This window comes from Scopulibacillus darangshiensis (genome assembly GCF_004341035.1).
In the GTDB taxonomy this organism is placed as follows: Bacteria; Bacillota; Bacilli; order Bacillales; family Sporolactobacillaceae; genus Scopulibacillus; species Scopulibacillus darangshiensis.
Genome location: NZ_SLXK01000003.1, coordinates 165731 through 192572, shown reverse-complemented (window position 1 = coordinate 192572; position 26842 = coordinate 165731). Strand labels below are relative to the sequence as shown.

The 26842-nt window shown below is 41.7% G+C and carries 25 protein-coding genes, 1 pseudogene and 1 riboswitch; of the genes and pseudogenes, 6 read left to right on the top strand and 20 right to left on the bottom strand.

Features of this window, described 5'->3' with window-relative positions:
- Positions 1 to 18: 18 nt before the first annotated feature.
- From EV207_RS04205 to EV207_RS04190, 4 genes are read right to left on the bottom strand one after another with little or no spacing between them, the layout of a single operon-like run.
- Positions 19 to 1704, bottom strand: a complete 1686-nt coding sequence (locus EV207_RS04205) for an ABC transporter permease (RefSeq protein WP_132743955.1) — start codon at positions 1702 to 1704, stop codon at positions 19 to 21.
- Positions 1697 to 2800 carry an ABC transporter ATP-binding protein gene (locus tag EV207_RS04200; protein WP_132743953.1) on the bottom strand — a complete coding sequence of 368 codons (1104 nt, stop codon included), beginning with the start codon at positions 2798 to 2800 and terminating at the stop codon, positions 1697 to 1699. Before EV207_RS04200 ends, EV207_RS04205 begins: the two co-directional genes overlap by 8 nt.
- 27 nt (positions 2801 to 2827) lie before the next feature.
- Complete coding sequence (locus EV207_RS04195) at positions 2828 to 3916, bottom strand: extracellular solute-binding protein (RefSeq protein WP_243646935.1); 1089 nt, start codon at positions 3914 to 3916, stop codon at positions 2828 to 2830.
- Positions 3917 to 3937: 21 nt separating this feature from the next.
- Positions 3938 to 5101, bottom strand: a complete 1164-nt coding sequence (locus EV207_RS04190; RefSeq protein WP_132743951.1) for an ROK family transcriptional regulator — start codon at positions 5099 to 5101, stop codon at positions 3938 to 3940.
- Between the two features lie 175 nt (positions 5102 to 5276).
- Here EV207_RS04190 and EV207_RS23655 point away from each other — a divergent pair, with 175 nt between their 5' ends.
- Positions 5277 to 5402, top strand: a complete 126-nt coding sequence (locus EV207_RS23655; protein ID WP_279389165.1) for a hypothetical protein — start codon at positions 5277 to 5279, stop codon at positions 5400 to 5402.
- A gap of 215 nt (positions 5403 to 5617) precedes the next feature.
- On the opposite strand, the pseudogene EV207_RS04185 reads toward EV207_RS23655, so the two are convergent.
- From EV207_RS04185 to EV207_RS04170, 4 genes and pseudogenes are all read right to left on the bottom strand, one after another.
- Positions 5618 to 5803, bottom strand: a pseudogene (locus EV207_RS04185) (NAD-dependent epimerase/dehydratase family protein); the annotation flags it as partial.
- Positions 5804 to 6394 carry an ATP-dependent Clp endopeptidase proteolytic subunit ClpP gene (gene clpP, locus EV207_RS04180; RefSeq protein ID WP_132743948.1) on the bottom strand — a complete coding sequence of 197 codons (591 nt, stop codon included), beginning with the start codon at positions 6392 to 6394 and terminating at the stop codon, positions 5804 to 5806.
- 11 nt (positions 6395 to 6405) lie between these two features.
- The gene (locus EV207_RS04175) at positions 6406 to 7230 is read right to left on the bottom strand and encodes an RNA polymerase sigma factor (protein ID WP_132743946.1); all 825 of its coding nucleotides are present in this window, start codon (positions 7228 to 7230) and stop codon (positions 6406 to 6408) included.
- Between the two features lie 84 nt (positions 7231 to 7314).
- Entirely contained in the window at positions 7315 to 8511 is a 1197-nt protein-coding gene (locus tag EV207_RS04170) for a CdaR family transcriptional regulator (RefSeq protein WP_132743944.1), read from the bottom strand.
- Between the two features lie 230 nt (positions 8512 to 8741).
- Here EV207_RS04170 and EV207_RS04165 point away from each other — a divergent pair, with 230 nt between their 5' ends.
- Positions 8742 to 9821, top strand: a complete 1080-nt coding sequence (locus EV207_RS04165) for an aromatic ring-hydroxylating oxygenase subunit alpha (RefSeq protein ID WP_132743942.1) — start codon at positions 8742 to 8744, stop codon at positions 9819 to 9821.
- A gap of 88 nt (positions 9822 to 9909) precedes the next feature.
- Complete coding sequence (locus EV207_RS04160; protein WP_132743940.1) at positions 9910 to 11334, top strand: amino acid permease; 1425 nt, start codon at positions 9910 to 9912, stop codon at positions 11332 to 11334.
- 337 nt (positions 11335 to 11671) lie between these two features.
- Here the strand turns inward: EV207_RS04160 and EV207_RS04155 are convergent, their stop codons facing one another.
- Genes EV207_RS04155 through EV207_RS04145 form a run of 3 tightly spaced genes read right to left on the bottom strand, consistent with a single transcriptional unit; the run spans position 11672 to position 15565 of the window.
- On the bottom strand, positions 11672 to 13369 hold the full coding sequence (locus EV207_RS04155) for a M20/M25/M40 family metallo-hydrolase (protein ID WP_132743938.1): 1698 nt from the start codon (positions 13367 to 13369) through the stop codon (positions 11672 to 11674).
- 16 nt (positions 13370 to 13385) lie between these two features.
- On the bottom strand, positions 13386 to 14801 hold the full coding sequence (locus EV207_RS04150) for an amino acid permease (RefSeq protein WP_132743936.1): 1416 nt from the start codon (positions 14799 to 14801) through the stop codon (positions 13386 to 13388).
- Positions 14798 to 15565 carry a dimethylarginine dimethylaminohydrolase family protein gene (locus tag EV207_RS04145; RefSeq protein WP_132743934.1) on the bottom strand — a complete coding sequence of 256 codons (768 nt, stop codon included), beginning with the start codon at positions 15563 to 15565 and terminating at the stop codon, positions 14798 to 14800. The genes EV207_RS04150 and EV207_RS04145 overlap by 4 nt, the downstream gene beginning before the upstream one ends.
- 229 nt (positions 15566 to 15794) lie before the next feature.
- Here EV207_RS04145 and EV207_RS04140 point away from each other — a divergent pair, with 229 nt between their 5' ends.
- A complete protein-coding gene (locus EV207_RS04140; protein ID WP_132743932.1) occupies positions 15795 to 15977 on the top strand; it encodes an SE1832 family protein in 183 nt (60 codons plus the stop codon).
- Here EV207_RS04140 and spoVB read toward each other — a convergent pair.
- The 5 genes from spoVB to EV207_RS04115 form a co-directional block, all read right to left on the bottom strand.
- Positions 15974 to 17506: a stage V sporulation protein B gene (gene spoVB, locus EV207_RS04135; protein ID WP_132743930.1), complete on the bottom strand. Its 1533-nt coding sequence runs from the start codon at positions 17504 to 17506 to the stop codon at positions 15974 to 15976. The two genes, EV207_RS04140 and spoVB, sit on opposite strands and share 4 nt — an antisense overlap.
- Before the next feature lie 360 nt (positions 17507 to 17866).
- The gene (locus EV207_RS04130) at positions 17867 to 18424 is read right to left on the bottom strand and encodes a DinB family protein (RefSeq protein ID WP_132743928.1); all 558 of its coding nucleotides are present in this window, start codon (positions 18422 to 18424) and stop codon (positions 17867 to 17869) included.
- A gap of 18 nt (positions 18425 to 18442) precedes the next feature.
- A complete protein-coding gene (locus EV207_RS04125) occupies positions 18443 to 20137 on the bottom strand; it encodes a M3 family oligoendopeptidase (RefSeq protein WP_243646934.1) in 1695 nt (564 codons plus the stop codon).
- Positions 20138 to 20259: 122 nt separating this feature from the next.
- Positions 20260 to 20580 (bottom strand): YckD family protein, encoded by a 321-nt coding sequence (locus EV207_RS04120; protein WP_243646933.1) that lies wholly within the window; start codon positions 20578 to 20580, stop codon positions 20260 to 20262.
- Positions 20581 to 20644: 64 nt separating this feature from the next.
- Entirely contained in the window at positions 20645 to 20977 is a 333-nt protein-coding gene (locus EV207_RS04115; protein WP_132743926.1) for a hypothetical protein, read from the bottom strand.
- A 70-nt stretch (positions 20978 to 21047) separates the two neighbouring features.
- Positions 21048 to 21156: riboswitch (SAM riboswitch) on the bottom strand.
- Between the two features lie 143 nt (positions 21157 to 21299).
- On the opposite strand from EV207_RS04115, the gene EV207_RS04110 reads away from it, so the two are divergent.
- On the top strand, positions 21300 to 21779 hold the full coding sequence (locus EV207_RS04110) for a glutathione peroxidase (protein WP_424511343.1): 480 nt from the start codon (positions 21300 to 21302) through the stop codon (positions 21777 to 21779).
- A 133-nt stretch (positions 21780 to 21912) separates the two neighbouring features.
- Here EV207_RS04110 and EV207_RS04105 read toward each other — a convergent pair whose 3' ends face one another.
- From EV207_RS04105 to cudC, 4 genes are all read right to left on the bottom strand, one after another.
- Positions 21913 to 22599, bottom strand: coding sequence for a YukJ family protein (locus tag EV207_RS04105; RefSeq protein WP_132743924.1), 687 nt, complete (start codon positions 22597 to 22599; stop codon positions 21913 to 21915).
- Between the two features lie 214 nt (positions 22600 to 22813).
- The gene (locus tag EV207_RS04100; RefSeq protein WP_132743922.1) at positions 22814 to 23293 is read right to left on the bottom strand and encodes a DinB family protein; all 480 of its coding nucleotides are present in this window, start codon (positions 23291 to 23293) and stop codon (positions 22814 to 22816) included.
- 132 nt (positions 23294 to 23425) lie between these two features.
- Entirely contained in the window at positions 23426 to 25060 is a 1635-nt protein-coding gene (locus EV207_RS04095) for an esterase/lipase family protein (protein WP_165886828.1), read from the bottom strand.
- Positions 25061 to 25166: 106 nt separating this feature from the next.
- Positions 25167 to 25730 carry a choline uptake/conversion transcriptional regulator CudC gene (cudC, locus tag EV207_RS04090; protein ID WP_132743918.1) on the bottom strand — a complete coding sequence of 188 codons (564 nt, stop codon included), beginning with the start codon at positions 25728 to 25730 and terminating at the stop codon, positions 25167 to 25169.
- A gap of 263 nt (positions 25731 to 25993) precedes the next feature.
- Between cudC and EV207_RS04085 the strand changes: the two genes are divergently transcribed.
- Positions 25994 to 26746 carry a ZIP family metal transporter gene (locus EV207_RS04085; RefSeq protein WP_132743916.1) on the top strand — a complete coding sequence of 251 codons (753 nt, stop codon included), beginning with the start codon at positions 25994 to 25996 and terminating at the stop codon, positions 26744 to 26746.
- Positions 26747 to 26842 lie beyond the last annotated feature (96 nt).

The following is a 26842-nucleotide window of genomic DNA, read 5'->3' as shown; positions in this document are numbered from 1 at the left end:
CACCACTCCTTCATTTTGTTACAGGGTATTCTCTGATTTAACACCTAGATATTTGTTAGAAATAAAAAGGACAACAGCAATAAGAACAACTTGTATCATCCCGTAAGCTGCCGCTTGACCGGTATTAAACATCCTGAGCTGATTCATGATTTCGATTGATATCGGACGATTATCTAATGTATAAAGCAATACAGATGTCGGAAACTCGCCAACAGCCTGAACGAATGCCAGCAGCGTCCCTCCAAGCACGCCGGGCAAGATTAACGGCATGACAATCCTGCGAAAGGTATAAAACCATTTTGCTCCAAGACTGCGTGCCGCCTCCTCAATGGAATCATCCAGTTGCTCCAAAACAGCATTGGTCGAGCGAACAACGAGTGGTATAAAACGGATGAAATAGGCTAATGGCAAGATCCAAAACGTCCCTACCAATATTTTGCCCAGCGAAAAGACTGAAGCATGGTTAAAGGCTAAAATAAGGTTCATACCCACGACAGTGGCGGGCAGTGCCCATGGAATCATGACTAATATATCCAGCAGATTTTTGCCTATAAACTTTCTTTTCACTAGAACATACGACGTGATCATCCCAAAAATAAAATCTCCTAAAACAGCAATGAATGAAATGACTAAACTATTTTTTAACGGATGCAGAATTTCGGGATCTTGAAACAATAAGACAAAATTCTCGAAGTTAAATTTGGTCGGGTATGTTTGCCAAGTCCAGGCCCCTTGCGGAACAAGTGACATCATTAAAATCGTTGCATGCGGCAAGAGCAAAATAACCATGCCAATGGCACCTATGGTTACCATCACTATTTTCATAAACGGATGATTGACTTCACTCTGATGTGCGCCTATGCCTTTATTTGCCATGCGATAGTCCTTGCGATTTTGAAACCAGCGCATAAATAAGAGGAAGGCAATCGACACAACGGATAATATGATCGATTGAGTGGCGGCCATATCAAGATTGCCATTCATTTTGGAAAAATAAATTTGCAGGCTGAGCACTCGGTAACCTCCAGCTAATAAAAAAGGCGCACTGAAGGATGCCATTGACACCATAAAAACGAGTAAAGAGGCTGCGATGAGAGCCGGTGTTAACAGCGGAAATGTCACTTCCCAAAATACACGCCACCTGCCGGCCCCTAGATTATAGGCTGCCTCTTCAAGGGAAGGGTCAATATTATTAAGGGCGGACGATACCGTCATATAAAAATAAGGGTACATGGTGTAGGCGTGCACAATCAGAATGCCAGTTATTCCCCCAATTTTAAAAGGGATATCCTTTAAATGAAAAAGATCCTTTATCGCATTAGGAACGAGCCCCGCCTCACCATACAAAAACATAAAGGCCATCACACCAACAAGGGAAGGAAGGACAATGGGCATGATCGCGATCCCTGAGAAAAGTTTTCTCCCTGGAAAATTATACTTATTAAAAATGAAAGCAAGCGTCATGCCAATAATGGCACTGATAATGACAGACAAAATTGAAATATACACAGAATGCCATAGTGCTATTAAATTAGAAGATGTCTTGGCACTGAAAAAATCGGTATAGTTGGCAATCGTTACAGCGCCTTTATTTTGAAAGCTTTCAAAAAGAGTAGATAGCGCCGGGTACAGGACATACCCAATGAGAATGACCGCAATTGGGATAAGCAAATAGACTGTCTTTCTCTTTTCGGGGTTACGCATTTGCGGTCACCTCAATCTTTGGTACAACCCTTACATTTTCCTGAGGCAAATGAACCCAAACATCATCACCCGTATTAAAAGAAATATTAGCCTCCGTATTTAATTGTGTTGCACGGATGATAAGGTGTTTATCGATTTTAATGTGTGTGTGAAATAATGCCCCAGTAAATTGAATGAAGACAACTTTTCCTTTAAAGATATTGTCCCCTTCACAATGCTGTTTGAGGATGTTAACACCTTCAGGACGAATGGATAATGCAAGGTGACCTTTATCCTGGGAGATATGACAGTTTGTCTTTTTGACTTTAATTTTTTGCCCAGCAGGTTCCAATTTAAAAACAGCATGATGTTCGTCTTTATATATTAAGGAAGCAGGCATCACATTCGTTTCTCCAATAAATTGGGCCACAAAGTCATTGGCCGGTTTATTATATATTTCTTCTGGTGTGGCGACTTGCTGACAGACGCCAAAGTTAAAGACGGCAATACGGTCGCTCATGGATAATGCTTCGACCTGATCATGGGTTACATAAATGGTCGTGATCCCGAATTCTCTTTGTAATCGCAAAATCTCGCTTCTCATGTCATCTCGCAAGCGGGCATCCAAATTACTCAATGGTTCATCCAGAAGCAATATCTCCGGCTCAACAACAAGTGCCCTGGCTAATGCCACGCGTTGCTGCTGACCGCCGCTTAATTGACTGACTTGCCGATCACTATAATGACCCAATCTCACTTTCGACAAAACGCTTATAACCCTTTTTCTAATATCTGCCCGGGGCAAGCGCCGCACTTTTAATCCAAAGGCAACATTTTCAAAAACAGTCATATGGGGAAACAGCGCATAGTTTTGAAAGACCATCCCTGTATTTCTTTTTTCCGGCGGGACGGTTGTCATATCTTTGTCATTGAAACGCACTGTCCCAATGGTAGGGTAATAGAATCCAGCAATCATTCTTAAAGTCGTTGTTTTCCCGCAACCGCTTGGACCGAGAAACGTGAAGAATTCCCCTTCATGAATGGTGAGGTTCAGGTCATTGACTGCTGTAGTCTTGCCGAATGTTTTTTGGACAGCTTCTAAAGATACGGAAGACATGGAGAACAACTCCTTAATCAATCATTCTTATTCTTTGCTCTTTGATTTACTTTTGATTTGCTGATCCCAATGTTCCATCCATTTGTTCGACTTTTCCTTAAAGACCTTCCAATCAATGTCCATTGGCTTAATGTCAGCTTCGTCAATCCAGCGGGGCAGTTGGTTGATATCACTGCGCGTTGGAATGCGATAATATTTTTCAGCTAATTTTTTTAAAGAAGCTTTTGTATTGACAAATTCATAGAAAGCCTTTGCTGCCTCCAAATGAGGCGCGTTTTTCACAATGGCAATCCCATCTGTTAAGACAGGCGTTCCGCTCTTTGGTATAACGTAATCGAATGGATACCCTTTCTGTTCTTTCAACATGACGACGTCAGGCATATCCCATACAGAAATCGGCCCTACCCCTTTGGCAACATTGTTATACATCATTTCCGGATTAGCAGCGTATTTCTTTGTGTTGGCATCAAGCTTTTTAAGCCATTCGTATCCTTTTTTCGGGCTCTTGGTATCTTTATAAGTGCGATAAATCATGGCTGAAAATATGGTCCGCATGGTGCCGGAAGCTAGGGGGTAACGGATGATGATTTTATCCTTCCACTTGGGATCGAGCAGCTCATCCCAATCTTTTGGAGCCCCTTTTTTCGAGACTTCTTTCGTGTTATACATGATCACTTCAGGTGTTTTAAATGTTCCCGTCCAGTACCAATCAGAATCGTGAAACATACCATCCAGAGCACCGGCATAACTTGGTTTATACTTCTCGAGAAGACCGTCATCTTTCGCTTGAGAAAATAACTCAGACGGCGCTCCCCACCAAATATCTGCTTGAGGATTATTTTTTTCAGATCGGATTCGATCCAGAACTTCTTGCGACCCCATATCAAGAAATTTCATGTCCACGTGATATTTGCTCTCAAATTGCTTCTCAAAATCCCCCAAAATATCTTTGCCATGCGGTGAGTAGACAACAAGTGTGTCCTCTAATTTTTTGCCATCCGGCCCTTTTTCCTTTTGACCAGATCCTCCCGCATTACCGTTTGATGAGCAGCCAGACAAAAGCAGGCTGATCATCAAGGTAATAGCAATCATTAAACCTGAAGCTCGCCATTTCAATGGTCAATTCCCCCTCGCGTTCTAGAATGTTATGATGGAATCATGTTCTTTAAGAAAAAGTGAAACTGCGCCAATAATTCCCGCTTCTTCTCCAAAAGATGTCATATTAATTTCCGGATGATTTGGTGCATATTTTTTTACAGTTTCTCTTATCCTTTCGATCCATTCGCCAAGCGATTGTGCCACACCACCTCCTAAAATGACCAATTCAGGATCAAACAAAGCTGCCACATTAACTATTGCAAAAGCAAGGTGTTCAGTTGCTTGATCAACAATCCGTCTGGCTGCCCGTTCTCCTTTTCCCGCTAATTGAAAAACATCTTTTCCCGTCAGGTCTTTACTGAAAATACTGCCGGCTTTTTTCCCAATAAAGGATCCACCCGCAACGCTCTCTAAATAACCAAAACCCTTAAAGATAGGATTGAAGTGTTCAGCATCTTTTTTATCTGTGACCATATAGCCGATTTCCCCGGCACCACAGTTGGTTCCTCTGTATAACTCACCGTTTAGAATAATGCCGCTTCCTATTCCAGTCCCTATTGCCAAATAGATTATGTTCCTTTTGCCCCTGCCAGCGCCTATCCATTGCTCCCCTAATACACCCGCATTCACATCGTTATCCACGAATACCGGAAAGTCAAAAATGGCCTCTGCCGCCGCTTTTACAGGGTAATTAACCCATCCCAATGTCGGTGCTTCCTTAACAATGCCCTTCTCCACATCCGTGATGCCGGGATTGCCTATGCCCATTCCCATAATTTTATCCTCAGGAATCTTCAGTTCAGCGATCATTGATGATACATCATGTTGTAAACGGTTTAATATTTGGCCATTTTGAGGTTCGCTTGTCTTAAACCAGCGCCATGTTAGGACCTTTCCCGACAAATCTGTAATCCCTGAAGCGACCTTGGTGCCTCCTATATCAACACCAATAATGTAGGCGGCTGTTTCATTAATCCGCAGATAAATCGGCTTTCGGCCGCCATGGATTGAAGAGCCGCCGGCCTCGCCTTCCAGAATCCAGCCTTCCTTTAATAATCCATCAACAAGACACGATACGGTCGGCTTGCTTATGGAAGCCAAATTTGAAATTTGTGAACGTGAAACGGGGCCATTTTCCCTAATACAATCTAATACAATTTTACGGTTGATTTTTTTGATGTAAGCAGCATCGGCTTTTTTCATAAATTGACCTTCTCCTTCGGGAGATCATTTAGTTAGTAAGGGTTACAAATTAACCTCATGATAATTTACTTAATGAGTCCATTAAATATGACAGATTTTATAATTCAATGAATTTCATAAATCTTGATTTTTAGAACGGAAGGATTTTAGACATTAAATCAGGAGTATAAAACACATGTTTAGCAAATATCGGATGAACTTCCCTTTTTGTGAAGAATTTGCTTCCTTAGGGGAAGCATCTGCGGCGGTGGCGGTTGAGGCGAATACTGCTGAGATGCCGGATTACTCGCTATTCGGGTAGAAGAAAATAAACGGCTATTATAAAAATTAACTCTAATTTTTCTAGAAATCATCATTATTTATACAAATAATTGATGATTTATCTGAAACCACAATAAGTTGTCCGCAAGGCGACCTTTTTATAGTTCCTTAACGATTAAAAAACAGCGTGCCAGTCCCTATAGGACTGGTACGCTGTAAATAATTGATATTTTATCTGATGCCTATTGTACTATGCCACTTTCGTTCTTTAAGCGACTCAAGATTGCCATCGCGGTCGCCTTGCAGCTTTTCAACATCAGGGAAGAGCTCCGGATTTTGCTTCCCTCTATTGAACAATGTCACCCGATGACCCTTATCAAGTGCGCTATCTACGATATGGCGCCCGAGAAAGAGCGTTCCGCCAAGTATGAGAAGCCTCATTTACTCACCGATCCTTGTCACAATTTTATCAATCACACCGTATTCTTTGGCTTCGTCAGCTGTCATGAAGAAATCCCGGTCTGTATCCTTTTCAACTTTCTCGATCGGCTGTCCGGATGTTTCAGCAATAATTTCATTAGTTTTTCTTCTCATACGCAAAATGCGGCGGGCGCTGATTTCGATATCTGTTGCCTGACCCTTGGCTCCGCCATGCGGCTGGTGAATCATCACTTCACTATTAGGAAGCGCCAGCCTTTTTCCCTTCGCGCCTGCCGTCAAGAGTACAGCGGCCATGGATGCGGCAAGCCCTGTACAGATCGTCTGAACGTCAGGCTTAATATACTGCATCGTGTCGTAAATGGCGAGCCCTGCTGATACCGACCCGCCGGGACTGTTAATATAGAGAGAAATATCCTTCTCCGGATCTTCCGCCGTCAGAAACAGAAGCTGGGCAACAATCGTATTAGCCATGTTATCCTCGATTTCTGTTCCAAGGAAAACAACCCTGTCCTTAAGCAGGCGCGAATAAATATCATATGACCGTTCACCGCGATTTGTCTGTTCAATCACGTAAGGTATAACATTTGACATGTGATCACTCCTTAAGCTGCGTTAGGATGCGCATCATTTTCTTCAAGCCAAGCTAGTAAGGCATTAATTTCTGTTTGGTAAAACGGCATATACATCGTTTCACCATTTGCCATTGGAATAGGGACCAAGCAATAAGAAGCATGCGTGCCGGCAACATTTTTGATAAGGATTGTTGAGAGAGAAGTTTTTTCCAATGAACCCATGGTTTTTGTCCTGCTTCCCATAACCGTTGTTTCCTCTCTATAAAGCTTCGCGAAACCTTCAGGTGCACCGCTGTAGAACACTTGTGCATACGTTCTCGCATCCTCTTGACATTCAAAATCCCAGGCATCCTTATCATCTATAAATTTAAGTTTTTTGCGGGCGCGGTGCAATGCGGCCCTGACCGCTCCCTCTTTGCAGTCAATCATTTCTGCAATTTCCTGATGGGTATAGTTAAAAGCCTCAGTCAATAAAAGGACAACACGTTGTTTCGGAGTCAATTTTTTCAATAAAATGCTCATCGCTTCTTCAATAGCTGCTTTGTCCATTGATTTATCACCGGGTATGGTTAACAAATCGGCATAGGCATCAATTTCTGGCGCGTGCTTCCGGTGGTTGTCAATCCATGTGTTTGACGCAATACGGAACAAATATGCCTTGGAAATATCCCGCGGCTGCTGATCCCATTTTTTGAATGCTTTCATAAGTGTATCCTGAAACAAATCTTCCCCGTCCCACTTGGAATTTGTGAGGGACAGACAATACTTTTTTAATTGATTAAAATATGGCTTAACTGATTTATCAAAGCCATTTTCAATTATAAGCGGAGACTTTTGGTTAACGGATCGCTCCATGTGACTTTCCTCCTTGCTTAAAAATTTTACCGTTATCTATAAAAACGAAAAAATGGCATCAAACGTTACGCGAGGTTAAAAAAATCAACTATTCATGTCATCATAATATTTAATGGCTGTGTATAGCAGCATGCAATGTTCGAAATTGCTTGTTTCAAGCGCTGTCAGTTCACAGATTTTTTCAAGCCGGTAAATAATCGTGTTTCGATGCACATGAATGGTCCTCGCTGTTTTGCTTAAATTCATATTGCATTTACAATAAGAAATAAAAGTGGATGATAAAACGTGATTCTGGTCTTGTTCGATCAGAGGCGTTACTATATTTAGTATTTTGTTTTTGAGCCCCTCTGTGATGAGTTCCATTGGAAGTAATTTCAACGTCATATCACGATCATTATACAAGAAAATTCTCGGAACTTGACCTGATTTCTTCCCTGCCTTCATAGCTTTTGCCGCGTTATGATATGATTCGGAAATCCCGCTTATCCCCTTCTTTGTATCCCCAACGGAAATAGCTGAAGAAAAGTGATGTTTTGAAGCAAGAAAGCCATTAAACTTTTGCTGTTTTGCTTTCAATGATCGAATAAAGGATGACTGATTTTTTTCCGAGGTTTTCGCCTTTATTACAATGAACCGATCAGGATTGATGAGGCTGATAATATCGTCCTTCGAATCCCGAAAAATCAAATTCATAAAGTCGACCACATCTCTTTGTAAATGTTGTTGAGGAAGCTTTTCTTTATTCCCTGTCGCCTTGTCTTCTTGAATAAAAAGACATTCAATATCGATCAGCATGCACGTATATTCGGATTCAAGATTATAATCTAATAACTTTGCGTATTGTAAAATATGATCGGTGGTTTCACCTTGCTTACAGTGGATAATTTGCTTAACCATAACTTCAATCATTTTCGATTCCAACTCTAACATTTCTGTTTTAAATGCTTCTTGGCACATCATTTCAACCTGGCTTTTAACAAGTTGAACGTACTTACTCATTTCTTGCGGGTCACCGACGATGCCAACGACACCAATCGGTTTGTTATTAAACAAAAGCGGAACAGAAACACCTGGGAGGATGTCATTCCCCTCTTGCAATTTGCAATTCACCATCTTGTTCTTCTTTAACACTTCTAAAGACGGCCGATGAAAAATACCCAGCCTGCTACGATCAGTTGAGCCAATAATATACCCTTCTTTATCGGTTATGCTTATCGGACAACCTAAAATGGCGTGTGTTTTGTCAGCGATATCCTGAGCAATATATTCCAAAATCCTCATTTTACCGTCCCCGTCCCTTCTTCATTATTATGTAATTTAGACACAGGAAAAATTTTTACCTTCTTTTTTTAAAAATCACTTTTAAAATAGGCAAATGAAACAAACCTTCTTGGATCTTTTCGAATTTATTTTGTTTAAAGTAACTATATATTTCAGATTATTTTGACTGTATAATTAATTTACAGTAGCCCAATTAGAGAAATTGAACAATTCAAGAGGAGGAATGAGGCATGCAATATTCAGATTTAAGAGTGAGCGAGAATTTGAGTGAGGCCCACACATTACCCAGCTGGCTCTATACTGATCCCGAAGTTCTTGAATTTGAAAACAAGGAAATCTTTAGTAAAACATGGCAGTATGTCGGACACATCAGTCAAGTCGGACAAAAGGGAGATTATTTTACAACAGAGGTTGTGGGGAAGCCGCTTATCATTACTCACGCAAAAGATGGAGAGATAAGGGCTTTTTATAATGTCTGCAGCCACCGTGCATCCAAATTGCTTGAAGGTGAAGGAAATAAAAGCATCATTACATGCCCATATCATGCTTGGACATATCATCTCGACGGCAGCCTTAATAGAGCGCCGAATATGTCCGGCGTGAACAGCTTTAACCATGATGATTTTTGTTTAAAAACAGTAAGGCTTGAGATTAATGAATCGCTTATATTCGTTAACTTGGATCCGCAAGCCGAGCCCATGTCAAGTACTTTTGGCGGCCTTTTCGAAAGTCTAACTAAATTTCATCTAGAAAATTTAAAAAAGGTTAAAGTAGTGGAAACCGTTTGTAAGTCTAACTGGAAAGTAGGCATTGATAACTATCTTGAGTGTGATCACTGCCCTCTTGTACATAAATCATTAGTACAACAGGTCAATATGGATGATTATGAGGTGACTATTTTTGATAACTATATCTATCAAGGGGTCCCGCTGAAAGGTGAAATTGACAGCAATTACAAGTTAGGCAAAGGCGGGCGCTATTACTGGCTATACCCTAATATGTGGCTGTCCTTTGATCCTGGACCGGCAAATCTTTCAATCCATAAATCCGTTCCGATTGATCATAAAACAACTAAATATATTTACACAACCTTCCTGATGAACGAAACAATGAGTAAAGAAGAGGAAGACCTGCTGGCCATTGATCAACACGTTCGGCGGGAAGACCGTGACATTTGTGAAGAGGTGCAAAAAGGTCTGGAAACAGGTGCATACACCCAAGGGAGATTTTCATTAACTGAAAACTGTGTCCATCATTTTCACTTGCTAATGCAAAAAAAATTACTGGAAACGTATGCCTTGCAAAAGTAATTCCCTAAGAATATATTGAGATCCATTCGCAAGAACCAAGTTTTTGAAAGCGCTCTCTATTAATTGTATGAAGGATAGGTGAAAACTAATGGCATCTGAACGAAATAATAACATACAATTACAGCGTTCAATGAAAAGCCGGCACCTATTTATGCTCTCACTGGGAGGTGTGATAGGCACAGGCCTTTTTTTGGGAGCAGGTTTTACGGTGGGTGAGGCGGGACCGGGCGGTGCTGTTGTGGCTTATCTCGTGGGCGGTCTCTTAATGTATCTCGCTATGGTTTGCTTAGGTGAGCTTTCAGTCGTCATGCCGGTATCAGGATCCTTCCAAGCCCACGCGGCAAAATACATTGGTCCGGCAACAGGTTTTGCAATAGGATGGCTATATTGGATGAGCTGGGTCACGACGGTGGGATTAGAGTTTACCGCGGCTGGCATGCTCATGAAAAGGTGGTTCCCCCATACCCCTATTTGGATATGGTGTGCGGTATTTATCATTCTGTTGTTCACCTTGAATGCACTGACAACAAGAGGCTTTGCCGAAACCGAATACTGGTTTGCGGGCATTAAAGTTCTAGCTGTTATCGTGTTCATTATCGTGGGTGGTTTGGCTATATTTGGCGTCGTTAACATGGACGGAAAACCCGCACCGTTTTTGTCAAACCTGACGGGACACGGAGGTCTTTTTCCTAAAGGGATTAGTGCCGTCTTTCTTACGATGATGACAGTCGTCTATTCTTTTCAAGGCTCTGAAATCATGGGGATCGCAGCGGGAGAAACAGAAGATCCGGAAAAAAATATTCCAAGAGCGATCAAAACGCTGGTCTTCCGAGTATTGCTCTTTTATGTATTAGCCATTGTGGTTTTATCAGCTGTCATCCCTTGGAAAACGGCTGGCGTGTTGGAAAGTCCGTTCGTTACAGTCTTTGACATGGTAGGAATTCCATATGCCGCTGATATCATGAATTTTATCATCTTAACCGCTGTTCTTTCTGTAGGGAATTCCGGTCTGTTTGCCAGCACCAGAATTCTCAGGTCCCTCTCGTTGGATGGCATGGCCCCAGCTTTTCTTACTAAACTGTCAAGAAGAGGGGTTCCATTATACGCGTTATGCATAACGCTTGCCTTCGCATTATTATCTTTACTTACTAGCGTTGTAGCAGCTGATACGCTGTTTGTCGTTCTCCTTTCTGTCAGCGGCATGGCGGGAACACTCACTTGGATGGCTATTGCCATTACACAATATAAATTCCGCAAACAATATATTAAAAAGGGCGGGAAAGTGAGCGAATTAAAGTTTGCGGTTCCCTTCTTCCCTTTGGTGCCGATTCTCTGTATCCTGATTTGTTTATCAACATTTGTCTTCCTTGCTTTTGATCCGACACAACGCACATCTCTTTACTATGGATTCGGGTTTCTGGCTGCATGTTATTTGTTTTACTACTTTAAGTATACACGAAGAAAAGACAGCACCCTGCTGGACAATACCGTTCTTAAAAAGGAAGACATATAACCTTTAAGTCAGGAATGGCATATAAAAGAGGCAGAAACAGAAAGTTTTTTACTCATAGAAAAACCCCGAACTCATTCATCCTATCTGAATAGTTCGGATTTTCATTTATAAATAAAAAAACAACGAAGCGCTCCGTCAAAATACTTCGCTTTCCACGGGCACGGCCTTAGCCTCCTCAGAAAGCAAAAACCGCTTTCTTGCGGGGGCTTCGGACACGTGCTGTTCCCGTAGGAGTCTTTCGTATTTTGACTACGCTTCGCATTTGCTATTATACTTTTCAATTTTATTGTTCGGCATATGAATGAACTCTTTTAGTTTTGTCCCAGCACCTTTGATTTTAAATTATTTTATTTGGAAAAGGCTCCTGATGCAATTGAGCCTGACCCTCCAAAATCAGGCAAGTCAGCATCCTGATCATACGGGGCAATGTCTCAAAAGAATAAGGCTTGTGTACACGTTCGGTCCATTTATGAGCGTCCTTTCCATACACACCAAGATTAATGGACGGAATGCCGAGGGCGCGGATTTCTTTGACCGGCAGCGAATAAAGTGATTGCCATCCCGAGAAATTGCGGATCAGAGCATCCAGCTCCTCATCTGTCTCATAGAGCGCAAGATAGCTGCTGTCAGATAAAAACGGGAAGAAGCGTTTAACAGCAAGATCGTCATTTAGATTGTTATTAAAATGATCAGCAATACTCTGGACAGCGTGATATAGAAGGCTGTCACGCTCTTGATCTGTCCTTAAATAGCTGTGCGGCAAATGCGGCGGCGCAAAAAATAGAATAACTCGGGGTTTTTTCTCAAAATCCTGCTGTTGAAGCGCCTCAACGATCTGAAAGGCCCGATCCCGGAGCTCAAGCCCCTCAGATTTTCTAACCGCCGCTTCGATCACCTGTTGGACGTTAATACCCTTTGCATCTAATTCGTCCACATACTCCTCCAATGTATTGACTTCAATGTGCCACGAGAGATCAGACTTTGGTTCGCCGCTTCGTTCCAAATAGACTTTATAATTCTGTTCCAGTTTCTCTTCAACCGAAAGGCAAGCATCAATAGCTACCCGCTTAAGCTTTTCAATGACATCTTTTGGGCTGTCCTCATACAAAAAATAGTTAAAATATAGGCAACTCTTAAAAGGTGTCTGTACATTATAAGCAGCTTTTCCATCCCTTTGGTGTAGACAAGATGGCGGCATAATGACTTCATCCCTAATGTTGTCTACCAAAGCCATGTTATTGTTGATCCGGCCGTTCAGTTCGGAAGAAATAAGCGTGGCATCAATGCCTTTCAACGTCTCACCCACATGTGTTTCACGCCCATATATATAAAATGAAGGCAGCAGCTTTCCCGCCGCGCCGGTATATATATAACGAGTCTGATCATTTTCATGGAGCGGACTGGTAAAATCATCGTTAATCGCGGCAATATAATCATAACCATATTCATCTTGCAATCTTTTTAACTCTGAAATCGCCGCAATGATCCCTTGATGCTGGGTCTCCTCATCTGGATTGAACATGACGAGCAAATTCCCCGAAAGTTCATCTAAGTGCTCGGAGAAGTAAAGGAGATTAGCCAAATGAACTGCTGCACCGCTTTGCATATCCAACGCGCCGCGGCCGAATAGCCACTCACCAGACTGTGCCTCAGCCTGTAATTTTGGATCAGCTTGGTAACCCTTGAAAAAGTCAAGCAGAGCATCAGGGTTAAAAGCGATGTCCTCCATTGCTCCAAAATCTTTGATATCAACTGTATCGATATGAGCATGATAAACTACCGTTTTTGAGGAATGATCTTTACCTTCTATTAGAGCAAAAACATTTTTTCTCCCTAGGGGGTCATTCCGTATAGCCTGTTCCCAGAGCTGTCCTGGGCGTGAATGGAAATAAGGAAACGAGGCGATCCATTGCTTTATTTCTTCGGCAATGACTGCTTCTCCTTCTGTCCTATTCACACTTGGCACTTCAACTAACCTTTTCGTTAAATATTCAATCTGCTCCCGCAATGATTTTCCTTTTAGACAATTGTACATGTCAACTCCCCCTTCATCACATCCCCATTGATTGCTCCCCGTTTTTCTTCTCTATTACCTTTTTCACTCTAAAATGATAGTAGAGATAACAAAAGGCGATAATTGGCAAGCCACAGTACAAAACGATACGCTGGTCTGGAATAAAAGCCAGACTAATGACAACGATTGAATTTAATGTAAAGCCTAGAATTGGGACCAAAGGATACAATGGGGTCCTAAATTTTAAATCCTCAAGCTTGCCTCCCTCCGCAACGAAGCGCCTTCTAAAAAAGAACTGGGAGGCACTGATAGAAATCCAAACGATAACAGCTGTCACCCCGGAAGCGGAGAGAAGCCAAGCATATACTGTATCAGCAGCAAACACACTGGATAATAATGACAGTCCAGCTACTGCCAAACTGGCTATTAAAGCATTAAATGGGACACCATTGCGCTTTAACTTTTTGAATATCGGACTAGCCATACTTTGGCTGGAAAGAGACCACAGCATCCTTGTAGTGGCATACAATGCGGAGTTTGCCACCGATAACATGGCTGTCAATATGACAAAGTTCATGATGTCTGCAGCGAAAGGAACACCAATTTTATCAAGGACTGTTACAAATGGGCTTTCAAGTGCTCCGGCTTGCTTCCACGGTATCAGGCTCGCCAAGATAACAACAGTTAGGACGTAGAAAATGATAATACGCCAGCCGGTATTCTTAATCGCCTTTGGAATCGTTTCACCAGGATTTTCACTCTCACCGGCTGTAATACCGATCAGTTCAGTTCCTTGAAATGAAAAATTAACAGCAATCATCGTAAGTAAAACTGCCGTGATACCGTTAGGAAACAGTCCGCCATCATCAACAAAGTGCGAAAATAATGGTGTTGACGCTTCCCCTTTCATATCAATCAGCCCAAACATCGCCGCTCCCCCAAGAATAATAAACAGCACAATGGCGATCACCTTCACGCCAGCTGTCCAAAATTCTGATTCACCAAAGCTTTTGGCTGAGAGTGAGTTCAAAAAGAAAAGTAAACATCCAAAAACAATCACCCAAACCCAAACAGGACTGTTGGGCAGCCAGCGCTGCATAAGGATCCCCGCCGACGTCAGCTCAAGTCCGACAGTGAGCGCCCAACTAAACCAGTACATCCATCCAATCATAAACCCAGTTGCCGGACCGATGAACTTAGCAGCATACATTTGAAAAGACCCGGCTACAGGCATAACAACAGATAGTTCCCCAAGGCAGAGCATGACGAGATACATCGTCAATCCGCCGATAAGATAAGCAAGCACAGCACCACCGGGGCCCGCCTGATTAAGCGTCAGACCAGTGCTCAGGAAGAGGCCGCTGCCGATCACCCCTCCCAGTGCAATCATGAACATATGCCTGCTTTTCATGGTCCGCTTTAGCCCGTTCGGTTCCTTATCGGGGCCGCTCATCTTTTCATCCGCAAGGAAAGACAGCTCAAACCGCCATCCACCTTTTGAAATTCAGACATTTCCAGTTCAATCACTGGGTAGCCTTTAGCAATCATTTTTTCCTTTGCTTTTTCAAAGCCTTTTGGAATAATGACGTTGCCATTAACATAAATGCAGTTCGCAGCGTATTCCTCATCATCATCGACAACTATTTTCTCAAAGCCTTTAAATAATTCATGGTCGACAAATTCACCAGCAACAACCAAATTCTGATTATCTAAGTAAGCAATACCTGTTTTCAAATGGAAAAATGCCTTCAGCGGAACAATGTCTGCTTTATAGCCGTATTTCTCCAAAATGTTCTTGAGCTGTAATGCGCCGTCCTTGTTCGTTCGATCGGAAAGCCCAATATAAAAATGATCATTTACTTGAAGCACATCGCCTCCATCTAGTGTTCCAGAGCCTTGGATATGTTCAAGCTCTTCATAAAATGTTTCTAATACACCTTCCATGTTTTTAATTTCACCGTTCCTGCTTTCGGCCCCGGGATTTGTAATAATGGCGCATTTTTCTGTGACGATAGCTGTATCCTCAACAAATGTTGAATCAGGATAACACTCATCGGCTTCCAGCTCCACCACTTCTACCCCGCATGTTTTGAGTGCATTGACATACGCTGCATGCTGTTTAACTGCTTTATCATAATCCGGCTTTCCTAAATTAGCAGTGGTTAATCCATTGACAAAGCTTTTTCCCAACTTTTTTACAATAACGTGTGTAAACATTTAGTCATCTCCTTTGTTTTTCCGTTATACGGAAACGATTTTCATTATTAGAACATACTTATATTATTAAATCATCCAAAGATTTTGTCAACAATGTTCTTTAAAATTCAACATGCCTGGATTTACATATGCAGATTGGGGAGGAAAGTAATGGGGATCAGCATATCATTGGGGTATGACGCCCATTTTCGCTAAAATAGAAGAAAATACAATTCCTGAGGTGATAGCTATGAAAAGAGAAGAAATCGAACAGCGGATCACGGACTTAAAGGCTGATTATGTACGTGTGCAAAGTGATATTGAAAAACTCCAATCAGTCGGCGGCAACGCCAAACCGACTGAAAAAGTTCTTGATAATATTGAAAGCGAATTAAAGGAACTAAGGCGGAAATTGCGGGAGGCTTCTAGCTAGACTCTCTTAAAATTAAGAACCCTAAAACTGTACAAAAGAAGAAGATAGATCATTAATGAAATTGACAACGTCAGAATTAAAGGCAGATACGGACTGCTGTATTGACCGCCGAAATATTGGTAAGATGTTATGGCTCCGAAGCCCATAACAATCCCTGCCAAAATCACTTTAACCAAATCAGAGATATAGAGATTAAAACCAACCAGCTTAGAGACGGTTAGAAAGTTCAAAGCTGTCCCGAGTATGACGCTGGCGCTAAAGGCCAGGGCAACACCTTTTATTCCTAGTTCCGGATTTGATGCGAGCCAATAGATTGAGGCAAGCGACACAATGGTCGGCAAAACATCATTGATAAGGGCAATATTGGCCTTCCCTAGCCCGATAAGGATCGATTCCAAGGGGATTTGGAAATAATGCAATAGGAAAAACGGCGCCATTATTTTCAAGTAAACACCCGCCTCAGGCGAATGATAAATGACAGTTGTCAGGTTGGTCGCAAACAAGTAGGCGATAATGGTCCACGGTACCCCGACAATTAAGGCAAGCCGCAAAGCTTGATTGATTTGGCGGTGAATAACGGCCGTATTGTTCTTTGCATTCGCTTCACTTACAGACGGAACCAGCGATATTGAAAGCGAATGAAGAATAAAAGTAGGCAGGAATAACAGCGGAAACGCATACCCCAACAACTCACCGTATTGTTTGGTTGCCACACTACTTGCAACCCCTGATACTGCCAGGCTTTGGGTAATTATGACTGGCTCAAAGATATTTATCACAGAGTGGATAAACTCGTTCGTCGTTGTCGGAATGCCTGTCCTTAATAAATCCAGAAAAATACCCTTTCCTTTTTCGTTGGATTGGGAAAATGGCTTCTTCCTTTCCTGCTTTTTTATTTTCTCCCTATTAATACGGAATAATAGATATAACAGTGATACAGCTTCACCTGTAATGCTGCACAAAATCGCGCCGACAGCGGCTATTTTAACCCCGTAAGGCATTAAATGCATCATCACAGTGTAAAGCAGTGCCGCATGAATGATCTGTTCCACAACATCGGACACAGCGATCGGTGTCATGTTCTGTTTGCCGCGAAAATACCCCTTAATTACGGCAGCAATACCGATAATCGGGATCATGGGAATGAAAGCGATCAGAGCATAATAAGCCCGTTGGTCCGTGAGAAAGTAAGAAGCATAGATTTTTGATCCGAAAAATGCGGCGATCGATAACAAGACACTTAACGCCGTCGTAAGCGTCAGTGAAATCGTCATCGTTTTCACAATACCGCGGTGATCATTTTTTGAGTCCAATTCCGCTACGACCTTGGAAATCGCAACCGGCAGACCTAATGTTGTTAAAGTTAAAATTAAGCCGATGCCAGGCATCGCCATCATAATTAGGCCAATGCCTTCAGAGCCAAGCGTCCTCGACATGACGATACCATTCACAAATCCTATGATTTTTATAAACAGCGACGATATTGTTAAAATCAGTGTTCCTTTTAAAAGGGATTGCTTTGGCATCATATCACCTATCCTTGTCCATAGGTCATATATATGCCGTCTGCAATCCAATCATTAATCAAAATTAAATTCTTTATTGAATTCGTCTGGGGATTTATACGCACTCACTAGGAATTACGCGGAAAGTTATTGTTTTTCTCCAAAATATCATCTCCTCCCCTTTACCGTTAACAATAACTGCCCCGATAGGAACTGAGCCGCTGCAATACGATAACCACGCTTGACGGAAACTCTCTTGCCAAGGCTTTTCCCAATTATGCCACATGCTTATCCACTTTACATAATCTTTTTATTGTTAACTAAAAGAAGACACCAAACACGAGTGCCTTCTACCATTCTTCATTTGATGATCCTCTTCCTTTTTTATTCCGATACTTCCGCGGAGACTTTTCCTTCTAAATTAGGCAGCCTTTTGCATATCCATCTTATTTGGCCCCGATGATTAATCTCATCTTCAAAGACATGGAACCATTTGAAATAGTTGTTGGCGGGGAGATCTTCCCAGAACGGGGTCATTTCTTCAAGCCAGTCATCGTCACGTTCTTTGAAACCTGCCAAAGTCTTTTCCCTGACAGCCTCCAATTTTTGCAAATAATAATCCAGCTCTTTTCCTTTAATCTCTTCTCTTGCCTTTTGACCTAAAAACAGAGGCAATCCAATTTCCTTTTCATCATCGTCATTTAGATCCCGTTTCTCGAAGGTCAAGATCTGATAAGCTCTTTCAACCGCAGCCATATGCGCAAGCAGCATCCCGATTGTGTTCCCCGCATCATCAAGCAAGAAATCGAGCTCTTCAACACTTAGCCCTTCCACCATTTGCAAGGTTGTAAACCTGGCATAATTCATCATTGATACCAACCTGCCGACTTGCGGACTGAAGCCATCCCTCGCGGTTATCATAAGTAATTTTGTATCTTCCATATACCCCGCCCCCATTATCTAGTTTTCCAGTTCATCCAGCTCTTGTGCCACAAAAGCCATTAATTCCTTTATTGTATCTCCCGAAAAGTCAAAGCGGATCCCTGCTGCCTCATAGACTTCAGTCAATGATTTTGTGCTTCCGAGACTCAAAGCCTTTTTGTAGTTTTCAACGGCTTGTTCAGGATTTTCCTTGTATTGTTTATACATCTGAACGGCACCGAGCTGAGCTATTACGTATTCAATATAATAAAAAGGCACTTCAAAAATGTGCAGAACAGCCTGCCAGTGATTTGCCATCCAATCCTCATAGCCCGACCAATCGGTAAAACTTGAATCAAAGCGTTCGGTTAACTCTTTATACTTCTGGCTTCTCTCTGTTGCGGTATGTTCCGGATGTTCATAAAGCCAATGCTGGAACTGATCAATGATCACACCATGAGGCAAGAAGCGGATAATGTCTTCAAGTTGATCCTTCTTGGCTTGGATCAATTCTTCCGGGTTACTGTAAAACTCATCCCAGCGATCCATTGTCATTAATTCCATTGACATACTGGCGAGTTCTGCTGATTCCATAGGAATGTCCTTATACTGACTTGGTATGATATCCTTTTTCAAATAATCATGGATACAGTGGCCCATTTCATGAAGCAGAGTTGCCACATCATATTGTGTGCCCGCGGCATTCATAAAAATAAAAGAGTGGCCTGACAGTGGGAGTGACTCACAAAATCCGCCAGGCGCTTTTCCTTTTCGGCTTTCCAAATCCAACATCCCTTTGTCATTCATAGCCCCAAGAAGGCCTGCAAACCGGGGATCCAGGTTCCCAAAAATGGCTGCCACACCCGTTATTAGCCTATCGACGTTTTCAAAAGGTTTTAATGGTTTTTTGTCAGCGGGGACGCCTCTCATGTCCCATGGCCGATATGTATCAACATTCAGCCGCTCTTTCTGCTTTCTTTCAATCTCTTCTTTTAAGGGAACAACATATTTACGTACGGATTCTGCCAATTCCTTGCAATCTTCCGGTGTGTAATCAAATCTTTCATATTTCTTGAACATATAATCTCTAAAATTGGCTAACCCCGCGTTTTCGGCCTTCTTCTGCCGGATTTGAATCAGTTCACTTAAAATGGTCTGCAGCTGATCAGATTTCGTTTCCATTTTTTCAAAAATCGCTGTCATCGCCTTTTGGCGAATAGAACGATCGCTATCTTGGAGATAGGGATAAATCTGACTCAGCGGCTTTTCTTTCCCTTCCCATTCAACGGTCAAACTTCCGGTATGCTCAAAATAATTCGTACTCAGCCGGTCCTCCTTAATTTCAAGCGCAATGTTCTCCTGTCTGAAAAGATCCATGGCATTTTTTATTCGCTGATTTAACAGGCCATAATAGCTCTGATCAAGCTCTAGCCTGTATGGTGATTGATAAAATTTTTCATCCAATAATGCTTTATACTTCTTAAATAACGGCTGAATACTCTGCTGGTCATGCTCGTAAGCCGCCTTAGCATTTTCGCTGTCACTTTGGCATTGAAATTGAATATAATGGCCGTTCAATCCTTCCTGCAGGGCATCATACAGCTTTGATTGCTGCCGAAGCCAGTTCTCCAGCTCTTCAGCTGAGTCAATTTTCGCATCCAACAAAATCTTAAATTCTTTCTCAATGACTTCTGAATTCCGGAAGTCTAATTTTTCGGTATAAAATGTCTTCAAAACTTTTCCCCCTTTTATAAACCTGAAACTGCATCCTTCAATATATGTATTCGCCATCATTCCATCTATTTCCTTTAAAAGGGGCCAGGACTGGGTATATAGTCCCAGTCCTGGCCCTCTATCTATCGGCAATGATGATGCTTATGCCATTTAGGGATAAAACCGTTTTGCGCCATTTTGCTCTGGCGCTTTTCTAAGTGTTTAATGATTTTGTCCCCTTTTTCTTGCGGTATCACACCAAATTCAACATATTTCTTGATAATTTCTTTCCGTTTCTCCAGCATCTCCTGATGCAGTGCTGATATTTCCTTTTTCTGTTGTTCTGTCAGCTGGGTTGGGGACTTCCCAGGATGATTCGTCTCTTTGGCTTGCACCGGGGCCACGCTAAGCATCATCGCCGACAAAAGGATGGCGGCCGTTGCATTTATGAACAGTTTAACCAATAAAATCACACCTTTCTTAAGTTATGATTTTATTATTCACCAATACTTAAATTTATATTTTGGGCTACCCCAGTTCCCCAATTTGCTTTGATATTTTAATACGGGCATTTTTTAACTGCCATGCTTTCTCTTTTAATTGTTCTATTTCAAATTGACGTTCTTCTTTTTGTAACTGTTGATAAATAGTCAGCAGCTGTTTGTTGATCCGGTCGAATTCATCCCACAAATGATATTCCATATCAGCCTGAATGGCCTTGGTTATCGATGTTTCCGCTTCATGCAATTGTTTCAATAGATCATTTTGCCAATCTTGGTCTCCAATTTTCTTGGCGTATAAATATAAGTCCAAACGGTCATTCAACCATGTTTCTCTGATTTTTGCTTTCTTATCTTCCACCAGCTTGGATCCTCCTTTGGATAAAGAAAAACCTCTTCCTAAGAAGAGGCTTCATTTAAGAAAGATCCTCCTCTTATCTTTTCAGAGTCATACTCTGACGGAATTAGCACCATGCAGTCCACCTGACTGCGGTTGCTGAGGTTTCACAGGGCCAGTCCCTCCACCTCTCTGGATAAGAGATTTTTCTGTTCGCACTTTGTAATTATTAAATAATTCTAACCGGCTCCATTATTGTTGTCAAGATTTTGACTTAAATTACGAGATAACTTTTGACACAACCCTGAATTGGTGCTATGTTTCTAGCAAAGAACGGAGGCGATCCATGGTGAGTGTTCACTGTTTTTCAGCAACAACCATCCAAGGTGAGGAAAAGTCATTAGCTGATTATAAAGGAAAGGTCCTGCTCATTGTCAATACAGCCAGTAAATGCGGGTTCACACCCCAATATGAGGGTTTGCAAAAGCTATATGATACTTATCATGATCAGGGGTTTGAAATCTTGGGTTTCCCAAGCAATCAATTTATGAACCAGGAACCCGGCTCGAATGAAGACATAGAGCAATTTTGCCAGCTGAACTATGGTGTCACCTTTCCTATGTTCAGTAAAATCGATGTCCGGGGCAGTGATGCGCATCCTTTATTTCAATATTTAACTGATCAAGCACCTGGCATTGTATCCAAAAACGTAAAGTGGAATTTCACAAAGTTTTTGGTGAATCGGGATGGCCAAGTTGTGTCGCGATACGCTCCAAAAACGGCGCCAAAACAAATTGAAGAAGCTATTGAAAAGGAATTAAACTAAAAAAATAAGAGAAGCGGAATGACAGTCCGATAAAATCCTAAAATCTTAATTAATGTCCATTCCATTAAAAAACGGACCTTTTATCAACCGATGTCTATCCTCCTTTGTGATTCCCTTTTTGTTTACTACGAGTTTAATTTACATCATGCTTGTGGTCGCATTCTCCCACGGGTTTTGTGGCATTTCCATTTTCGTCCGTGCACCAGGATTGTGATTGAAAGGCTAGGAAAATGCCAATCCATTGATCTTTTTTATCAAAGTAAATGAGAATGCCGCCGTCTTGCCATGACCCGTTGTCGTTTTTCCATTGACCCTCATTGCCTTGGTTCATATGGATGTCATGTATGCCATTTCCGGGCAAAAAACCGAAATATTTATCTTTCTTATCCTGTTCCGGCCCCCATCTTGCCCCAAAGGCATAAAGGTCTGCTTTTTCATCGATCGCCCGTTTAATATAATGTTGGATTTTATCATTCAAGTCATTGTCGGGACCTTTTTCGTCTGCGGGCAAGGGAATCATTTTACTAGCATCAAATAATTTTCCTTTAACATAATCAAGGGCAATATCCGGATTATTTTTGCTGATTGGTGTAAAACCTTCTTCTAATTTAGGCAATTTTGTAATGTCTTCCGAGTTAAAATCTTCACTGACAAAATATAACACTTCGGATGGATGGGCTTGTGATTTGATATTAATCGCCAGACGGTAAAGTGTCTCTGTTCCATCCTGAACAAGAACCTGATAGTGGGGGCTGTCATCGCTTCCGGGCTTCGACTTTATCGCTTTCCCTTTTAAAACACCATAGTTTTCGACGGGCATTTCAGAAATCATCTCCTGTCCTTGTTATTTGGCATTAAAAATGTTCTCATTCAACTATAGCAACGCCAGATTAATCCATTGTTTCATTTTCGTAAATTTTTTATGTCGTTCGAGGGCTTTCCCATGCTTTCATCATAAGACGAAATGCCTTGTATCCGACAAACCATTTTATAACGTAATATAAGGGACCAAACACTGACTTTCTATTAGTTTACTAATCTTTTACTGGCTCGATAAGATCTGTGTCAGGCGGAATATGCCCCAATTGTCGGCCCATTGATACTATTTGTCCTTTGTGGTGGAATTCATGTGTAATGGTATGTGTATAGAGCCAAAGTATAGTAAAAGTCGCTTCTTCATCATGCCGGCGACGAGTCAGGGCAAGACCCCACTTCCCTTCAAATTTTTGGAGAAATTCCCGGGTCAGGTTATTGACCCCTTCAAATACTTGGCGCATTTCTTGAACATTATTAACATGATGTGGCTCCACCGGTGTCATGTCATTTTTCAGGGCAAAATGACCGAGCCAATAATGATAACATTCAGCAACGTGGGCATGGAGATTACGGATTGAACCCCAGCCAAACCCTTTTAATTCCTGTATGTACTCCTCAGGCGTCATGGTTTCACAATACTGAAATAATGATTCCCTCGTCAGCCGAACCCAATCATACTGTTTGATCAAAGTATCCACTTTTTAATCTCCTTTATAATTAACATTAGTATCATATTTCGACAACATGAAGAAAAAACCTTCCCTCTTAACCGATCAGTATAAAATTTGCGGCATGACTTCTTAAAGTCATGCCGCTCCAAATTCATCCCGCTATTCGGTATAAACAGAATCAATAAATGTCCTTTTAAAGGGGTTGCCCAAATTCGTGAGACCTTCTATATCAACGGTAATATTATAAACCTGATTGGGTTCCGTTAATGTCATTTCTTTTGAAAGATCCGCCGTTCCACTTACCATAAAGCTTTTCGTATGTTCGTGATCGCCTGTCTTGGTGATATGGTAGGCTGCCTTCAAAGTTTGAGGATCGATTCGGCTAGGGTTAGCTTTCAATTGAAAGCTAAGCTTGTAATCCTTTGACAGACTTTTGGACCTTTTTATATCTATCTTTTGCAATTTTATTTTTTTATTAGTGGCAAAGTCGGCGGTCAGCAGATAAGCGTCATCCTGTGAAGCCGTAAGCTTAAGCTGCAAGTTACCGGGTTTTGGGTGTTGGAGTGTAAAAAAATTGTGAATGGTTCCGCGGAAGTATACATTGTCAGTCTTGGTGGTTTTAATATCAGCCTTGACCTGTTTGCCAGTTGAATCAAATAATTTTGTTTTTGACAATGGATGCTTTGTTAAAAGATCAATTGTCAGAGATTTAACATCATCTTCCACTGGTATCGAAATGCTTTCATTTACAGCGCCCGCAAGCTTGCCGCCATGAATCCAACGATTGGCACCAGCTATTGCCTCAGCGGATTTACCGGTAAATCTCTCTGCAGATTCTTCAGCCAAATCCCCCATCAAATAATCCTGGAATACTGGAAACGTCACACCCGTCCGAATACTAAAATGGTTCCAGTCCCCTATCGCAACCTGACGTCCTTCTTTTTCCGGAAGCCGGCTGCTCGTCACTCTTACAGCGCCATCACTTGCTCCATAACGAGACAGATAGAGCCCTCCCAGCCACGTTGCCGAGAACGCCGATCCCCAATCCGTCCCTCCAAGCGTGTAATAATCATTTTCAGTAACACGGAGCTGTACATCTGTCTGCGTGCGAAAATGATCCATGTAACCGGTCTGCAGGACATATGTGCCTTCACCTTTCAAACCAAGAATATCGGCAAGCCAGCCTGCCCAGTAACTATAAGCCAGGTTTGCCAATTCAGAACCATGGTGCGGACCTGATAGCGTTATGACATTATCTACATATTTCCAAGCACCGTAATAAGTTAAGGCCGTTTGGCTGTCAACACCGCCTTTACTATGTGCGACAATCGTAATGGGTTTGTGATTAAAGTGCTCAGATATTTCCTTAATCTTCTCTGACAAAAGCTGTCCATTCTTCCACATGCTAGCCGAAGTCCCGCCGGCATCATATAATTGAACAAAAGCGGTTTGGTAGCCTTGATTATATGCGGTATCATACATGTTATTATCTTCCCACCAGACGTCGGCAGTACTGTTCAATCCCTGAACAAACAATAGGACAGGAGCATCAGCTCTTAAATTGGCCGGTGTCGCTCCTGCATACCATTCACCTGGTGTTTCATCATTTCCGTTTCCGACCACACCCGTTATAGGCAGTTTTTTTGCCTTTGGCCCTTGAACAACCTTTGGTTCTGGAATTTTTGTTTTCGTGGAATCTTTTACCCCATCTGTAGAAGCCTTAACTCGATCATTAATCATAAAAGGTAAGATAGCAGCAAGAGAAATAGTAAACAAACGACCTAAGTTTATCATTTTCCTCCCCTTTCTACTGGGTAATAACATCCTTATATAATTATGTTAGATGACTAAGACAAAGTTATCAATTCCTTCAAAAGTAGGGATTTTTCATTCCTTCATCTTATTTGTCATCTTCTTCAATTGGGAGGCAATCAAATATTTCCCCGCTTTCAATTAAATCAATCAAGCGGTTTAACCAATTGTAATACCTTTTTGACTCAACAATCTGCCCATGTAGATTCTCAGCGTAATCCCTGATCCCGCGGCTGATTTGATCATTATTAATCACACCTGCAAGTCCATTAGCTGCTTCATCAATCGCTTCAAGGTTCATTTCCACTTCTCTCTCCCACTTTTTACAGTAGAAGGCAACAAAGGACTTGAAGAAATTCTTTTCAGCTTTAAACAGTTCCCTTCGCGAACCCTTTTGCCACGTTTTCTGAACCATCGCATTACCTTGCAGCTTCTTCACCGCTGTGCTCATGCTTGGTTTGCTCATGCCGAGACGGTCCTTCATTTGATCAAGCGTCATCTCGCCTTCTATATACATTGTGCCATACAGCCGGCCTGCCGAAGGTGTCACACCATACAAATCCATCGTTTCCGCGATTGCATTAATCACCGCCTGCTTGGCTTCCTCGATGGCTTCAAGCGCAGCCTCATCTTTTTTTAAGTTATCGGACATCTATCCAGCCTACCTTCCCTAATAGAGACAAAAATTCATTTTTTGTTAAATTTATTCTTTACAATCTATATACTACATGATTCATTTCCAAAATGTCTATTTAACAATATTAAGAGGTTTTATACATAAATTTCAACGAGCTCTCAATATTTGAGGGCTCTTTTTATTTTTTTAACCAAGTATTATGGGTTGCATTTTTTCAAATGAAGTGGTAAATTTCATAAATAGAAATAATTACGATTTAGAATTCTTGGAGGTTTATAATGGAAGCAATACTTTTTGCACTTTTGGCCGCCTTTGCAAATATTTTGGGCGGATTGATTATTTTTATAAAAAAAGATTGGTCTAGGAGAGGCTTGCTTGGATTAATGGCACTCAGTTCTGGTCTGCTTATTGCCTTGACTGTGTTGGATCTTCTCCCTGAAGTGGTTCCTTCTCATCCATGGAGTCCCGCTTTTATTTTACTTGGCATCCTTTGTATTTTCTTTTTCCAGCAATTTGTGGCCACGCACTTTCATTTCGGGGAGGAAGTTCACCATACCGATCATTCTAATAGTACCGTTATTGGGGCCTTCGGCGGCATGATGATCCACACTTTTTTTGATGGCTTTTCCATTGTTGCAAGCTTTGAAGTCAGCATAAAATTAGGCATTACCGTTATGATCGCGGTCTTGCTCCATAAAATTCCCGATGGCCTTACCATTTCATCCATTGTTTTTTCTTCATCCAAAGATAAGAAAAAGGCACTCTGGTCAACGCTTGGTCTGGGTATGTCCACCATTGTGGGAGCTTTTGCCGCACTTTTGATCAATCAATTTTCTCTTCCCCAGGAAGATATTACGACGCTTGCGCTGTCATTTAGTGCCGGAATCTTTCTTTATGTGGCGGGGACGGATCTATTGCCTGTCGTCAACGCTAGTGATGATCGGCCAGTTGCTTCCTTATTCTTTCTTGGCATCGTCCTGTTCTTTATTCTTCAATTCATTATTAAAGCGATCGCACCGGGTTTGGCATAAAACACATCACATGGATAGTTGGGGACAAGAATACTTGCCCTAGCTTTCCAATATCAGGGCATGTAAACGCCATCATCCTCGATTCTCTCCAAATTA

What these genes read in the sequence shown, in the direction of transcription:
- EV207_RS04205 (WP_132743955.1), bottom strand. Translation starts at nt 1,704, where the DNA reads ATGCGTAACCCCGAAAAGAGAAAGACAGTCTATTTGCTTATCCCAATT.
- EV207_RS04200 (WP_132743953.1), bottom strand. Translation starts at nt 2,800, where the DNA reads ATGTCTTCCGTATCTTTAGAAGCTGTCCAAAAAACATTCGGCAAGACT.
- EV207_RS04190 (WP_132743951.1), bottom strand. Translation starts at nt 5,101, where the DNA reads ATGAAAAAAGCCGATGCTGCTTACATCAAAAAAATCAACCGTAAAATT.
- EV207_RS23655 (WP_279389165.1), top strand. Translation starts at nt 5,277, where the DNA reads ATGTTTAGCAAATATCGGATGAACTTCCCTTTTTGTGAAGAATTTGCT.
- clpP (WP_132743948.1), bottom strand. Translation starts at nt 6,394, where the DNA reads ATGTCAAATGTTATACCTTACGTGATTGAACAGACAAATCGCGGTGAA.
- EV207_RS04175 (WP_132743946.1), bottom strand. Translation starts at nt 7,230, where the DNA reads ATGGAGCGATCCGTTAACCAAAAGTCTCCGCTTATAATTGAAAATGGC.
- EV207_RS04170 (WP_132743944.1), bottom strand. Translation starts at nt 8,511, where the DNA reads ATGAGGATTTTGGAATATATTGCTCAGGATATCGCTGACAAAACACAC.
- EV207_RS04165 (WP_132743942.1), top strand. Translation starts at nt 8,742, where the DNA reads ATGCAATATTCAGATTTAAGAGTGAGCGAGAATTTGAGTGAGGCCCAC.
- EV207_RS04160 (WP_132743940.1), top strand. Translation starts at nt 9,910, where the DNA reads ATGGCATCTGAACGAAATAATAACATACAATTACAGCGTTCAATGAAA.
- EV207_RS04155 (WP_132743938.1), bottom strand. Translation starts at nt 13,369, where the DNA reads ATGTACAATTGTCTAAAAGGAAAATCATTGCGGGAGCAGATTGAATAT.
- EV207_RS04150 (WP_132743936.1), bottom strand. Translation starts at nt 14,801, where the DNA reads ATGAGCGGCCCCGATAAGGAACCGAACGGGCTAAAGCGGACCATGAAA.
- EV207_RS04145 (WP_132743934.1), bottom strand. Translation starts at nt 15,565, where the DNA reads ATGTTTACACACGTTATTGTAAAAAAGTTGGGAAAAAGCTTTGTCAAT.
- EV207_RS04140 (WP_132743932.1), top strand. Translation starts at nt 15,795, where the DNA reads ATGAAAAGAGAAGAAATCGAACAGCGGATCACGGACTTAAAGGCTGAT.
- spoVB (WP_132743930.1), bottom strand. Translation starts at nt 17,506, where the DNA reads ATGATGCCAAAGCAATCCCTTTTAAAAGGAACACTGATTTTAACAATA.
- EV207_RS04130 (WP_132743928.1), bottom strand. Translation starts at nt 18,424, where the DNA reads ATGGAAGATACAAAATTACTTATGATAACCGCGAGGGATGGCTTCAGT.
- EV207_RS04110 (WP_424511343.1), top strand. Translation starts at nt 21,300, where the DNA reads ATGGTGAGTGTTCACTGTTTTTCAGCAACAACCATCCAAGGTGAGGAA.
- EV207_RS04105 (WP_132743924.1), bottom strand. Translation starts at nt 22,599, where the DNA reads ATGCCCGTCGAAAACTATGGTGTTTTAAAAGGGAAAGCGATAAAGTCG.
- EV207_RS04095 (WP_165886828.1), bottom strand. Translation starts at nt 25,060, where the DNA reads ATGATAAACTTAGGTCGTTTGTTTACTATTTCTCTTGCTGCTATCTTA.
- cudC (WP_132743918.1), bottom strand. Translation starts at nt 25,730, where the DNA reads ATGTCCGATAACTTAAAAAAAGATGAGGCTGCGCTTGAAGCCATCGAG.
- EV207_RS04085 (WP_132743916.1), top strand. Translation starts at nt 25,994, where the DNA reads ATGGAAGCAATACTTTTTGCACTTTTGGCCGCCTTTGCAAATATTTTG.